11 protein-coding genes are annotated in these 12,461 nt (G+C 66.6%); 6 read left to right on the top strand and 5 right to left on the bottom strand.

The genetic code is table 11. From position 1 onward, the window contains the following. Nucleotides 1-78: 78 nt before the first annotated feature. Both AB6730_RS01905 and AB6730_RS01900 read left to right on the top strand, forming a co-directional pair. Nucleotides 79-2,304 (top strand): DUF5916 domain-containing protein, encoded by a 2,226-nt coding sequence (locus tag AB6730_RS01905; RefSeq protein WP_371021982.1) that lies wholly within the window; start codon nt 79-81, stop codon nt 2,302-2,304. Between the two features lie 59 nt (nt 2,305-2,363). Then, nucleotides 2,364-4,193, top strand: coding sequence for a glycoside hydrolase family 15 protein (locus AB6730_RS01900; RefSeq protein WP_371021981.1), 1,830 nt, complete (start codon nt 2,364-2,366; stop codon nt 4,191-4,193). Here AB6730_RS01900 and AB6730_RS01895 read toward each other — a convergent pair. The 3 genes from AB6730_RS01895 to AB6730_RS01885 all read right to left on the bottom strand — a co-directional run bounded on the left by AB6730_RS01895 (nt 4,190) and on the right by AB6730_RS01885 (nt 7,286). Continuing rightward, nucleotides 4,190-5,380 carry a DUF1501 domain-containing protein gene (locus AB6730_RS01895; RefSeq protein WP_371021980.1) on the bottom strand — a complete coding sequence of 397 codons (1,191 nt, stop codon included), beginning with the start codon at nt 5,378-5,380 and terminating at the stop codon, nt 4,190-4,192. The two genes, AB6730_RS01900 and AB6730_RS01895, sit on opposite strands and share 4 nt — an antisense overlap. An 8-nt stretch (nt 5,381-5,388) precedes the next feature. Continuing rightward, nucleotides 5,389-6,897, bottom strand: a complete 1,509-nt coding sequence (locus AB6730_RS01890) for a DUF1800 domain-containing protein (RefSeq protein ID WP_371021979.1) — start codon at nt 6,895-6,897, stop codon at nt 5,389-5,391. An 89-nt stretch (nt 6,898-6,986) separates the two neighbouring features. Continuing rightward, entirely contained in the window at nt 6,987-7,286 is a 300-nt protein-coding gene (locus tag AB6730_RS01885; RefSeq protein WP_371021978.1) for a hypothetical protein, read from the bottom strand. A 96-nt stretch (nt 7,287-7,382) separates the two neighbouring features. Here AB6730_RS01885 and AB6730_RS01880 point away from each other — a divergent pair, with 96 nt between their 5' ends. Further along, the gene (locus AB6730_RS01880; RefSeq protein ID WP_371021977.1) at nt 7,383-7,979 is read left to right on the top strand and encodes a class I SAM-dependent methyltransferase; all 597 of its coding nucleotides are present in this window, start codon (nt 7,383-7,385) and stop codon (nt 7,977-7,979) included. Here AB6730_RS01880 and AB6730_RS01875 read toward each other — a convergent pair. Further along, the gene (locus AB6730_RS01875; protein ID WP_371021976.1) at nt 7,976-8,743 is read right to left on the bottom strand and encodes a lysostaphin resistance A-like protein; all 768 of its coding nucleotides are present in this window, start codon (nt 8,741-8,743) and stop codon (nt 7,976-7,978) included. The genes AB6730_RS01880 and AB6730_RS01875 overlap by 4 nt on opposite strands. A 121-nt stretch (nt 8,744-8,864) precedes the next feature. Between AB6730_RS01875 and AB6730_RS01870 the strand changes: the two genes are divergently transcribed. Next, on the top strand, nt 8,865-10,451 hold the full coding sequence (locus AB6730_RS01870; RefSeq protein ID WP_371021975.1) for a TerC family protein: 1,587 nt from the start codon (nt 8,865-8,867) through the stop codon (nt 10,449-10,451). An 18-nt stretch (nt 10,452-10,469) separates the two neighbouring features. Here the strand turns inward: AB6730_RS01870 and AB6730_RS01865 are convergent, their stop codons facing one another. Then, on the bottom strand, nt 10,470-10,898 hold the full coding sequence (locus AB6730_RS01865) for an MAPEG family protein (protein ID WP_371021974.1): 429 nt from the start codon (nt 10,896-10,898) through the stop codon (nt 10,470-10,472). Between the two features lie 105 nt (nt 10,899-11,003). Between AB6730_RS01865 and AB6730_RS01860 the strand changes: the two genes are divergently transcribed. Both AB6730_RS01860 and AB6730_RS01855 read left to right on the top strand, forming a co-directional pair. Continuing rightward, nucleotides 11,004-11,876: a neutral zinc metallopeptidase gene (locus AB6730_RS01860; RefSeq protein WP_371021973.1), complete on the top strand. Its 873-nt coding sequence runs from the start codon at nt 11,004-11,006 to the stop codon at nt 11,874-11,876. 3 nt (nt 11,877-11,879) lie between these two features. Further along, nucleotides 11,880-12,224, top strand: a complete 345-nt coding sequence (locus AB6730_RS01855; RefSeq protein ID WP_371021972.1) for a YkgJ family cysteine cluster protein — start codon at nt 11,880-11,882, stop codon at nt 12,222-12,224. Nucleotides 12,225-12,461 lie beyond the last annotated feature (237 nt).

The following is a 12,461-nucleotide window of genomic DNA, read 5'->3' as shown; positions in this document are numbered from 1 at the left end:
GCATGGGCCAAGGGTCATGGCAAACCTTTGCGACGCCGGAGGCATCCTTTCCGTAAGTTTCCACGACCCGGATCGTCCATGCGCCGCCTTGTCCTGTTCACCTTCCTTTGTGTCGCCAGCGCCGCCGCGCATGCGGAGGTGACGATCGATGGCCACATCGATCCCGCCGAATGGGCGGGTGCGAAACGCATCGTCGACTTCCGCGACACCCAACCCAAGACAGGCAAGCCCGGCAGCCAACCCACGGAGGCCTGGGTACTGTCGACGCCGAAAGGCCTGGCCGTGGCGATCCGCGTGACGCAGTCGGCCGACATCCCCCGCTCGCGCCAACAGGCCCGGCGCGACGAGAACGCCCTGGTCGACCGCATCAACGTGATGGTCGACTTCGATGCCGATGGCCGCGTCGGCTACGACTTCGAGGTGAAGTCGCAAGGCGGCGTCGCGGACGAGGTGATCACCAACGAATCCGACTTCAGCTACGACTGGGACGGGCGCTGGGACCACGCGGTCAGCGAAGACGCCGAAGGCTACTCGGTGGAAGTGCTGATCCCCTGGTACATCGCTCCGATGCGCAAGGCCAACGGCGATACGCGCACCATCGGCCTGTACATCGACCGGGTGATCGGCAGCACGGGCGAGCGCATGGCATGGCCGGCGGTGAGCTTCGATAACGGCCGCTTCCTCTCCAACTTCCAGCGCGTGGAACTGCCGGCGTATTCCCAGGCGCTGTTCGCCGTCACCCCATACGTCGTGGGAAAGGTGGATCGCGCGCATGGCGGGACTTCCTTCGAGCAAGGCGCCGACATCATCTGGAAGCCGAACGGGCAGACCCAGCTCACGGCGACGGTCAATCCCGACTTCGGCCAGGTGGAAAGCGACGACCTCGTCGTGAACTTCTCGCCGGAGGAAACCTTCTTCACCGACAAGCGCCCCTTCTTCACCGAGAACCAGGGCATCTTCGATTTCAGCCTGCTCGATGACGATTCGCAGCTGGTGTACACGCGGCGTGTCGGTGGCGCCTCGGACGATGGCCACGGCGCGGCCGACATCTCGGCCGCGGTGAAGGTGAACGGCAGCGTCGGTTCGACCAGCTACGGCATCCTCACCGCGCAGGAAAAGGGCGATGCCGGGCGCACGTTCGGCGCGTTCCGGCTCAGCCAGAACGTGGGCACGCAAACCTTCGGCATGCTCGCCACGCGGGTGAACCACCCCTACCTCGACCGCGACGCGAACGTGCTCGGCTTCGACCACCGCTGGCAACCGAACGCGGCCTTTTCCATCACCAGCAACGTGGTCGGCAGCAAGATCGACCAGCCGAAGGCGGACAGTTCCGGCCTCGGTGCCACCAGCATCGCCTTCTGGGAAATGAACGATGTCTGGAGCCAGCAATGGCTGGGCATGTACTTCGGCCGCCGCCTGGACATCGACGACTTCGGTTACCTGCCGCGCAACGACATGGAATACCTGCATTGGGAGGTTCGCCAACGCGTGACCGGATTGCCGGAGGATTCCGCGTACACCTCGCACATGTGGCACTACCGCATTTCGGCGCTCGATAACACGGAAGGCCGCGTCGTGCACCGCCGCTTCCGCATCCTGCGTGACAGCCAGCGCCGCGACGGTGGCGAGGAGGTATGGCGGCTGGACGCGTTCACATCCGCCTACGACGACCTGCTCACCCGCGGCGGCAACGCGCTTCACACGCCGCCCACGGCCAAGCTCACCTATGAACGCGAGCGGCCACGCATCGGGCGGTGGGCATGGGAAGCGGAAGGTTTCATCAATGGCAACCAACTCACCGGTTACCACCGCCTCGGCTATTACTTCAAGTTCACGCCCACCTATTTCATCACCGACGCCTTCAGCGTGTTCGCCGGCGCCAGTTACGAGTGGGACCCCAACTGGCTCATCTGGCAACACGACAACCTGGTGGGTGCGTTCGATGGACGCACCATCGGCATCGACAGCGGCGTGAACTGGAACCTGGGCAACAAGCAGGAATTGCGCGTCAAGCTGCAGACCCTGGCGGTCGGCGCGAAACTGCGCCAAGGCCTGGAGATCACGCCGACGGGCGGCGCGGTGCCCAGCAACGAGCCGGTGGACGACCTGGGTGTCGCCAACCTCGGCTTCCAGATTCGCTATCGTTACGAGATCGCGCCCTTGTCGAACCTGTACATCGTCTACAACCGCGGCGGCTACATGGACGATACCAACGACGATGTCGACACGCAGTTCCGCCGTGGCTTCAGCCTGAAGGACGTGAACGAGGGACTGGTGAAGGTGGCCTACCGCCTGGAGTTCTAGAGGGCGCTTAGAGGCCCGCTTCACATCCGCTGTGGCATTCCTCCAGCCAGGGACGGCTCATGGAGATCGTTGTGCCACATCGCGCGAACCCCAGGCCAGGGCGGACCATCGGTGAACACGGCGTCATCGGCAACCTTGACACCGCGGCGCTGGTCGCCATCGATGGCAGCATCGACTTCATGTGCTGGCCGCACCTGGACAGCCCGACGATCTTCGCGGCGCTGCTCGATCCGGAGAAGGGCGGCGCATTCTCGGTGACGCCGGACCTCGATGGCGCGCACCGCATGCAGCTCTATATTCCCGAGACCAACGTGCTCAGCACACGCTGGATGTCCATGCACGGCAGCGTCGAGTTGACCGACTTCATGCCCCATCCGGAGACAGGGACACGTGTTCCGCGCTGCGTGGTCCGCCGCGTCCGCGTATCGCGCGGCGGCGTGCGCATCCGTGCATGCTGCCGGCCGCGTCTGGACTACGCGAAGCGCGTGCCCGACGTCGCGACGTATGGCGACACCGTGGTCTTCCACGACGGCCCCCATTCGCTGCGCCTGGGTGCGAGCGTACCGCTGCTGCCCGGTGACGGAGAGGCGGGTGCGGAGTTCGAACTGGAACGGGGCGGGGAAGCCTGGTTCGTGCTGTGCGACGAGTCGTGCGATCCGCTCGATGCCGCGGAATGCCTTGCGGCCCTCGAAGCCACGGCCGATGCATGGCGACGCTGGACACGCCGGTCGAACTACCGCGGACGTTGGCGCGAAAGGGTGGATCGTTCGGCGCTCGTGTTGAAGCTGCTTACGTCGCACGCGCACGGTTCCATCGCCGCGGCCGCCACGTTCGGCCTGCCCGAAGCCACGGGCGCCGAGCGTAACTGGGATTACCGCGCCACCTGGGTCCGTGATGCCTCGTTCACGGTCTACGCCTTCATGCGCCTTGGCTATGTGGACGAGGCGGAACAGTTCCGCCGATGGACCGAGGACCGGATCATGGCGCTGGACGCAGACGCGGCCTTGCGTGTCATGTATGCGCTCGACGGCGAGGAAGCGATGGAGGAGGGAACGCTCGACCACCTCGCCGGTTATGCCGGCTCGCGCCCCGTGCGCATCGGCAATGGCGCGCGCACGCAGACCCAGCTGGACATCTTCGGCGAACTCATGGACAGCATCTACCTGTCCAACAAGTACGGCTCGGCGATCAGCCACGCGGGTTGGGCGCACGTGCGGCGTCTGGTCGATCACGTGCGCGAACGCTGGGGTGATGCCGACGAGGGCATCTGGGAAATTCGCGACGAGCCGCGCCATTTCCTGCATTCGCGCCTGATGTGCTGGGTGGCGCTGGACCGTGCGGTACGCCTTGCGGGCAAGCGTTCCTTGCCCGGTCCGGTGGGGGAATGGGCGGCCGAGCGCGACCGCATCGCCGAGGATATCTGGGCGAATTTCCGTCATCCGGAACACGGTTATTTCGTGCAGGCCCGTGGCGGCGAGGACCTGGATGCCTCGTTGCTGATGATGCCGCTGGTTCGCTTCGTCTCGGCGACCGATCCGGTGTGGCTGAAGACGCTGGATGCGATCGGCGAGCAACTCACCGATGACGGACTGGTCTTCCGCTATCGCAACGCGGACGGGCTGGAAGGCGGCGAGGGCGCGTTCACCACGTGCACGTTCTGGTACGTGGAATGCCTGGCGCGCGCGGGACGCCTGCACGAGGCGCGCGAAGTGATGGCGCGTGGCGTCCTCTATGCGAACCACCTCGGTCTATTTTCAGAAGAGCTCAGCCTGCTCGGCGAGCCGTTGGGCAACTTCCCGCAGGCGCTCACCCACCTGGCCTTCATCAGTGCCGCGTACTACCTCGACCGGCAGCTCTCGCATCCGGAAGGGCAGGTCTGGCAGCCCTAGACCAGTTGCAGGTCGCGCGCTTTGGCGCGGGGAAAGACCCTGGCGAGATCGGCATCGGACAAGCCATACATCCGCCGCATCAACCCAGCGAGCATGTCGCGGTAATTGTTCAATACCGGATAGTCGCGGTTCTGCAGGAGGTTCGCCGCGTTCACCGCCACCTGCCGTCCGGCGATGCGGCCACCGGCCACTTTTCCACCCAGCACCCAATACGCCGTGCCATGGCCGTGATCGGTGCCCTTGTTGCCGTTCTCGCGGAAGGTGCGCCCGAATTCCGATACGACGACCACCACGGTGTCGTTCCACTCCGCTTCGCCAAGACCGTCGGCGAAGGCGGCCAGGCCCTTGCCGAGGTTGTCCAGGTTGTTCGCCAGCTGGCCGGTCGCGCCCCCCTGGTTGACGTGCGTGTCCCAGCCGCCCACGTCGACGAAACCCAGGCGGAAGCGATCGCGCATCAGCGTGGCCATGCGCTGCCCTTGCTGGGCGAAACCGCGCGCGTTCACCGCGCCCCGGCTGGCGGCGACCATTTCCGCCTGCAGGTCCTGGGCCACCTGCTGGCGCAGCTCGAGTCCATCGGTGGCGGCGGACTGCAAAGGGGTGCCCTGGTACATCCCGGCCAGGATCTTCGCCTGGCGGTCGTCGAACACCGCCTTGCCGCCTCCCTTCAGGGAGATGTTGGGGACATCGCCGGCGCCACGGAACGTCAGCGGCAACGCATCGGTGAACGCGATCGGCGGCACGCCCCGCAGCACGGTCGAGAGCCGGCCCATGAATCCGGAGCCATAGCTGCGTGCGTCGGAAGCCTCGCCCGCTTCGATATCGTCCTGGGTCTCGAAGTGGCTGCGCGAGAGGTCATCCGTGCCGGCGAAGGGAATGAAGGCGAGCTGGCGCTTGTCCCACAGCGGGCCCATCGAGTCGTTCAGTACCGGTGCCAGGCCCCAGTCCGCATCGAGGGCGCGCACGGCGAGGGGATCGCCTGCCGCAGGCCTTGCCAGCGCGATGGTCGGACGCGCCTCGTGGTAGAAGTCGCTCGAATACGGCACCAGCAGGTTGTTCGAGTCGTAGCCTCCGCGCAGGAATACCAGCAGGAAACGCGGCGAGGAGGGTGGCGTGGCGAACACCTTGCCACCCAGGGTGAGCGCGGGGACGCCAGCGGCGAGGGCAAGAAGGAACTGACGGCGATCCATGGCGGGCCTCAGCGGTAGTTGAACTCGGGGGACGCGAGCAGGAAGGTGTTCCATTCCTGCTGCGAGGTGGCTTGCGCCAGCGCATCGCGCGTCTTCGGGCCGAGCGTGGGTTCGATCGTCGCGTAATACGCCGGCGTGGTCAGTTGCGGGAATCCGCCGCGCGTGCGCTTGCCGTCCTCGTCCAGGTCGAACAGGTGGTTCGCCCCGCTGCCGATGGCGCGCGCGATCTCGAAGCGCTTCGCCACCTGCCCGGAACTCGACCATTCCGAATCCGCGATGGGCCATCCATCCGGCGTGATCCGGCCGAACGGCGCCTGGCCCAGCTGGCCGATCCAGTTCACCAGCGGGCGAGGGTTCGGCACCGGCTTGCCGTCGTAGGCGAGCCGCATCGCCGAGACGAGGAACTGGGTCGGGTCCTTGTATCGCTTGCCGAGTGACGCGGTGAAGGCCTTCGATTCCAGCATCGTCTTCACGACGGCGGCGATGTCCCCGCCCGTCCGCCGGAACGTCCTGGCCATCGCCTTCACCAGTTCCGGCGGCGGATCGTCGGCGACGAAGTACTTCGCGAGCCGGGTGGAGACGAAGCTGGCGCAGGCGGGCTGGCTGACGATGAGGTCGACGGCCTTTTCCACCTCGTCGAAACCGCCGCCGTGCAGGGTCGTCCCGAGCAGTTGCTTGTCGCCGAAATCGTGGCGGTTCGGATTGAACTCGAAGATGCCTTCATGCAGGTAGTACGGCTGCAGGGCGGGACGGACCTTGCGCGGCTGTCCGTCGAAGTCGACGCCCACGCCCGTAAGTACGCGGGCGAGGTTCTGCACGTCCGCCTGCGTGTAGCCGCCGTCGACGCCGAGCGTATGCAGTTCCATCAGTTCGCGGGCGTAGTTCTCGTTGATCTTGTCGCGCGCGTTCTGCGCATTGTCGAGGTATTCCAGCATCGCCGGGCTTTTCAGCGTGGCCAGGACGAGATCGCGGAACTTGCCCAGCGCATGGGGCCTGATCGTGTTCCGCGCGTAGTCGGCCACCAGCCAACGCACGCGTCCCTTGTCCTGGAAGACGCTGAAGTGGTTCAGCCAGAACCATACGAGTTGCTCGCGCAGCTGGTTCTCGTCATAGATCGCATGCAGCAGCTCGCTGGCCTGCGCTTCCTGCGCATAGCCGTTGCCCTGCTTCTGCAATGCCTTGCGGGCTTCCTGCTTCGCATCGCCATCAGGCATGTCGTTGATCTGGCGGTACTGGTCGCGCACCTGGGCGAGCAAGGTCGCCGATGGCGTCTTCATGACGTCGAAGCCGTCGATCTGCGCGTTTACCTCGGCGGGCAACGCGTCCTGCTTCGGATGCAATTGTTCGTCGAGGAAGCGCCGCTTGCCGAGTTCGCGGAAGCGCGCCAGCGTGGCTGAATCCGCGCCGAAAGTGACCCTGTCGAGCCAGGCGACATCCTCGTTCGACACGGCGTCGTCACGCGCGGCTGCCGGCAGCGCGACGAGGGCGAGCAGGAAGGCGACGGCAAAGGGGCGCATGGCATTTCCGTGTCCGGCGGGTGGTCCACCTTAAACGGAGTGGATGGCGGAAGGTTTACTCCTGCCTGAGCGCGGGAACTTGCGAACCGTCAGATCTCGCTCTCATCCGGCCCGATGAACTCGATCGCGGCCTCGCGCGAGCCGGCGGCTTCCTCGGCGACCTGGCGCACATGTTCGCCCACCTTGTCGTTGGGTACCTCTACCTCGAGGGTGTACGTACGCGAGCTCATGTCATCGGAGAGGTTCTGCGAACTGGAGTCGTCGCGGAAATCGCTCATGAAGTCGTCGATTTCCTCGACGCGCTCCACGCGGTCTACACCATGGATCGCATTGGCCACGTCGTCGAAGATGTCACGGTCGCCGGTGATGCGGAGCAGGATACGGGGCATGGGTTCCTCCTGGATCGGTACCTGGCGATGCTGCGGGGTGGCATGTATGCCGGAAGTGTACGCCCGGCTAACATGGATGTTTTGGACGGCCGTGCCATGCCAAAGACCTACGACCAGGCCTATTACGACAAGTGGTATCGCAGCGCGGGCCATGCCGTGCGCTCGCCTGCCGAGCTCCGGCGCAAGGTGGCGATGGTGCTGGGCCAGGCCGAGTTCTACCTGGGCCGTCCCGTGCGCAACGTGCTCGACATCGGTTGTGGCGAAGCTCCCTGGCGTGCCGCGCTGCGCCGGTTGCGGCCAGGCATCGAATACCGCGGGCTCGAAGCCAGCGAGTACGCCGTGGCCCGCTACGGCCGCTCGCGCCAGATCGGGTATGCACGCTTCGGCCAGCTGGCCGAGTTGCGCTTCGACACCCGCTTCGACCTGGTCGTCTGTACCGACGTGCTGCATTACCTCAAGCCCGCGGAAATCCGCGCCGGCCTCGTCGGCATCGGCGAGATGGTGGAGGGACTGGCCTTCCTGGAGGTCTACACGCGCGAGGACGATCCCGGTGGCGATCGTGAAGGGTTCTTCGGCCGGCCCGCACGCTGGTACCGCGAGGCCTTCCGCGAGGTGGGCCTGATTCCCGTCGGCTCGCAGTGCTACGCCAGCCCGAGGCTGGAGCGCCACGTGGCTTCGCTGGAGCGCCTCTAGGTCGCGGAGAACCAGGCGATCGTCGCCAGCGCGTTGTTCGCGGCATGCGCGATGAACGCCGGCCACAGCGAGCCGCTGCGTACACGGAGCCAGGCGCAGAACAGGCCGACCAGGACCAGGTTGGGCACCGCGTACCAGAGCCAGTCGAGGTCGGGCAGGTGGACCACGCCGAAAACCAGGGCCGACAGGAGGATCGCCCAACCGTCACCCAGGCGGGTGCGCAGGATCGACAACAGGGCGCCGCGAAACAGCAGTTCCTCCACCGCCGGCCCCGCCAGCACCGCCACCGGGAGCAGGGCCACGCGCATCCCCACGTGGGCCTTGTCGGCGATATCGCTCACCGCCTGGGTCACCTCGCGGTCGCCGGCCAGGAACTGGGTCAGCAAGCCACCCAGGATCGGCGCCGCGATGCCCAGGGCGGTGCCCATGGCGACGAAGCGTCCGTCCGGCGGGGTGAAGCCGAGTCCGGCCGGTCCCGCGTCCGTGGCGTAGCGGCCCCAGCGGCGAAGCAGCAGCCAGAAGATCAGCCCCGCCGAGCAGGCCAGGGTGAGGATCACCACGACGATCAGGCGGTCTGGCGCCTCGGGCACCCGATCCGGGAAATACCGCGCCAGTTGCATGGAGATGCCGCCGAACAGGCCGCCGAAGCCGATCTGCAGACCGAAGTAGGCGGCGATGCAGAGGATCGTCTCGACGACGCCGGGCGTGCGTGGCGGCGACCCGACGGACGCGGCGGAGGACAGGGGTAGGTAATCGTGAGCCATGGGGCACCCTAGCCGACGGCCTGCGGGCTCGCAACGACGCTTCCGGCACAGTCCGTCATCTCGCCCCTGTATAGTTGACCGTCCCTGAAGGAGGAAGACGGGCGCCCAAACGCGCCGACCCATGTTCGCATTCGAATGGCTAGCCGACCCTTCGGCCTGGGCGGGACTCCTCACGTTGATCGTGCTGGAGATCGTGCTCGGCATCGACAACCTGGTGTTTGTCGCGATCCTCGCCGACAAGCTCCACGCCCGCCAACGCGACCACGCCCGCTTGCTCGGCCTGGGCCTGGCGCTGGTGATGCGCCTGTGCCTGCTCGCCGCCATGTCCTGGCTGGTGACGCTCACCCGGCCCCTGTTCCAGTGGAACGGCTTCGGCCTTTCGTGGCGCGACCTCATCCTGCTGATCGGCGGCGCCTTCCTGCTGTTCAAGGCCACGCTCGAACTGCACGAGCGCCTGGAGGCCTCGGAGCACGACGAGGGCCGCAACGGACGCCGCGCCAGTTTCTGGCTGGTCGTGGCGCAGATCGTCGTCCTCGACGCGGTGTTCTCGCTCGATTCGGTGATCACCGCCGTGGGCATGGTCGATCACCTCTCCATCATGATGATCGGCGTGGTGGTCGCCATGGCTCTGATGATCACCGCGAGCAAGCCGCTCACGGTCTTCGTGAACGCGCGTCCGACGGTTGTGATCCTTTGCCTGTCGTTCCTGCTGATGATCGGTTTCAGCCTCATCGCGGAAGGCTTCGGTTTCCATATTCCGAAGGGCTACCTGTACGCCGCGATCGGCTTCTCGATCATGATCGAGGTGTTCAACCAGACGATGCGGCGTAACCGCCGGCGATCGCTGCTGGTCGGCGGCCGGATCATGCGCGACCGCACGGCGAAGGCCGTGCTGCGCCTGCTCGGCGGGGCGCCCGACGAGGAAGGCGAATCCAGCAAGAATGGCAAGGGCGACGGCGTCACCGAAGTCGCCGAGACCGCCGTGTTCGGCAAGGACGAACTGGAGATGGTGCAGGGCGTGCTGGATCTCTCCCAGCGGCCGGTGCGCTCGATCATGACGCCGCGCACGGAGATCGTCTGGGTCGATCCGGGCGAAGACCTGCCGACGCTGCTGAGCGAGGCGCGCGAATCGCCACATCACTGGATGCTGGTGGCCAATGGCGATCTCGACGAACTCGTCGGCGTGGTCTCGTCCCGCGACCTCCTGGCGAGCCTCGCGGACCACGGCCGGCTCGATACCGACACGGTGGTGCGCAAGCCGATCACGGTGCTGGAGTCACTGAGCGTGCTGCGCCTGATCGACGAGTTCCGCCGGGCTTCCCTGCAAGTGGCACTCGTGGTGGACGAGTACGGCAGCATCCTCGGCCTGGTCACGCCGGCCGACGTGCTGGAGGTGATCGCGGGTGAATTCCCGGACGAGAACCGCGAGGGCGATCCCTCGGCGGTGAGCGAGCCGGACGGCGCCTGGCTGCTGGACGCCAGCCTCGACGTGCGCCGTGTGGAACATCTGCTGGGTCATCGCCTGCCTGGCGCGGGTGACGGTAATTTCTCCACGCTCGCGGGCTTCGTCCTGCAGCGGCTGGGCCGCCTGCCCACGGCGGGCGACCGCTTCGAATCCGACGGACTCGAGTTCGAGGTCACCGCGATGGACGGCGCGCGCATCCAGCGCGTGCGCGTGCTGGCACTGGCGCGGGACGACGAGGACTAAGCTCGCCCATGCGGCGGGTCAGGCTCCCGCCGCGTCCTCCACGGGCGCGGCGTTGTTTTCCATGATCGCCATGCCGATTCCGCCGGCGGCCATCAGCACGAGCACGGCCCAGGCGATCATCGAGACCAGGTAGCCGGGACCGCGGCGCGACGGATCGCGCAGGTAGGCGAGCGCATACCAGATCCGGCCCGCGAGCCAGACCAGGCCGGCGATGCCGGCCCAGAGCGGGTCCACGTACTGGGCGGCCAGCCACAGGGCCGGAATGAACATCACCGCGTTCTCGAGGGTATTCATCTGCACCCGCCAGGCCCGCTCGAAGGCGGGGTCACCCGAGATCGACGGCGCCTTGATGCCATAACGTTCACGCGCGCGGCCTACCATCCACACGGTGGCGAACATCAAGAGCAAGGTGAGCAAGGTGACGACGGCGGGGAGCTGACTGGTCATGAAATGGTCCGGGGGGCGACATCAGCCGCGAAGTGTACCGGCAACGGTCCGTGCGATCATGCCGACCGTGTCTCGCTTGGGACGCATTCATGGGAGGGTGATGCCATGCTCTGGCAAAAAGGCCGTAGAAGCGACAACGTGGAAGACGCCGGGCAAGGCGGCGGTGGTGGCGGTCCGTCTTTCGGCGGCAAGGGGATGGGCATCGGCGGCATCGTCATCCTCGCCATCCTGGGGCTGGTCTTCTTCAAGGACCCCACGGCCCTGCTCGGCCAGGGCGAGCCAGGCACGGCGCCCACGCCGCAGACCCAGCAGGCCCCGCATCAGGCGGCCGCGAACGACCCACAGGTGGATTTCGTGCGCGCCATCCTGGGCGAGACCGAAGACACCTGGGGCGAGATCTTCGCCGCCAACGGCCAGCAGTACGAACAACCCAAGCTGGTGTTGTTCCGCGGTGGCGTGCGTACCGCCTGCGGTTCGGCGTCCTCCGCGGTGGGCCCGTTCTATTGCCCTGGCGACCACCGCGTCTATCTCGATCTCGGCTTCTTCCAGGACATGCAGGCGCGCTTTCACGAAGCGGGTGATTTCGCTCGCGCCTATGTCATCGCGCATGAGGTCGGCCACCACGTGCAGAACCTGGTCGGGGTATTCGACAAGGTCGGCGATGCGCGCCGCCGTGGTGCCCGGCTCGAAGGAGCGTCGGGTCTGTCCGTGCGCCAGGAATTGCAGGCGGATTGCTTCGCGGGCGTATGGGCCAATCATTCGCAGCAACGCCAGCACTGGCTGCAGCCCGGCGACGTCGAATCGGCGATCAACGCGGCCACGGCGATCGGTGACGACGCCTTGCAGGAACAGTCGCAGGGCAGGGTCGTCCCCGATTCGTTCACTCACGGCACGTCCGCCCAGCGCGTGCGTTGGTTCCGCACGGGGCTGGATAGTGGCGACATCGGCAAGTGCAACACGTTCTCCGGTTCGATCTGACCCATGACACATCCTTGCCTGCGCTGCGGCGCATGCTGCGCGACGTACCGCGTCGCCTTCCATTGGCTGGAAACCGACGTGGCCGGCGGCGTGACGCCGGCCACGCTGACGGAGCATCTCGACCCGCATCGCGTGGCGATGCACGGCACGAACGCGTACGAGCCCCGTTGCAAGTCGCTCGTGGGTGAGGTGGGAGTGGCCGCGCACTGCGGTGTCTACGCCGTGCGTCCCTCGCCATGCCATGAGCTGCAGCCGGCGTGGGAAAACGGCGAGCCAAGCCCCCAATGCGACAAGGCGCGCATCCGCCACGGCATGCCGCCCCTGACCCCAGCCGATTTCGCAACCTAGCTTCGCCCGGTGGGGAGAGCTTTGGTGGGAGCCGCTTCAGCGGCGATCCCGCGGCAGCGGGCCAGGCACCGAGGCAGAGCCGTCGGCCGCCACCCTCGTCGCTCCGGTTACACCGTCGCTCGGGAAGGGAAGCCGCTGCGCGGCCATGTCTGATGGCTGACGCCCCGTCGCGCCCGTCGCGCCGGGCGGGGTTTTCGATTCGGCTCCTGCCTCAGCGAAAACGGCCGGCCGTCCAGG

The sequence above is a fragment of the Luteibacter sp. RCC_6_2 genome, assembly GCF_041360655.1.
Taxonomy (GTDB): Bacteria; Pseudomonadota; Gammaproteobacteria; order Xanthomonadales; family Rhodanobacteraceae; genus Luteibacter.
The sequence above is the reverse complement of the archived record's forward strand: the minus strand, read 5'-3'. Positions and strand labels throughout refer to the sequence as shown.

Coding starts and splice junctions, on each gene's coding strand:
- AB6730_RS01905 (WP_371021982.1), top strand. CDS start 79: ATGCGCCGCCTTGTCCTGTTCACCTTCCTTTGTGTCGCCAGCGCCGCC.
- AB6730_RS01900 (WP_371021981.1), top strand. CDS start 2,364: ATGGAGATCGTTGTGCCACATCGCGCGAACCCCAGGCCAGGGCGGACC.
- AB6730_RS01895 (WP_371021980.1), bottom strand. CDS start 5,380: ATGGATCGCCGTCAGTTCCTTCTTGCCCTCGCCGCTGGCGTCCCCGCG.
- AB6730_RS01890 (WP_371021979.1), bottom strand. CDS start 6,897: ATGCGCCCCTTTGCCGTCGCCTTCCTGCTCGCCCTCGTCGCGCTGCCG.
- AB6730_RS01885 (WP_371021978.1), bottom strand. CDS start 7,286: ATGCCCCGTATCCTGCTCCGCATCACCGGCGACCGTGACATCTTCGAC.
- AB6730_RS01880 (WP_371021977.1), top strand. CDS start 7,383: ATGCCAAAGACCTACGACCAGGCCTATTACGACAAGTGGTATCGCAGC.
- AB6730_RS01875 (WP_371021976.1), bottom strand. CDS start 8,743: ATGGCTCACGATTACCTACCCCTGTCCTCCGCCGCGTCCGTCGGGTCG.
- AB6730_RS01870 (WP_371021975.1), top strand. CDS start 8,865: ATGTTCGCATTCGAATGGCTAGCCGACCCTTCGGCCTGGGCGGGACTC.
- AB6730_RS01865 (WP_371021974.1), bottom strand. CDS start 10,898: ATGACCAGTCAGCTCCCCGCCGTCGTCACCTTGCTCACCTTGCTCTTG.
- AB6730_RS01860 (WP_371021973.1), top strand. CDS start 11,004: ATGCTCTGGCAAAAAGGCCGTAGAAGCGACAACGTGGAAGACGCCGGG.
- AB6730_RS01855 (WP_371021972.1), top strand. CDS start 11,880: ATGACACATCCTTGCCTGCGCTGCGGCGCATGCTGCGCGACGTACCGC.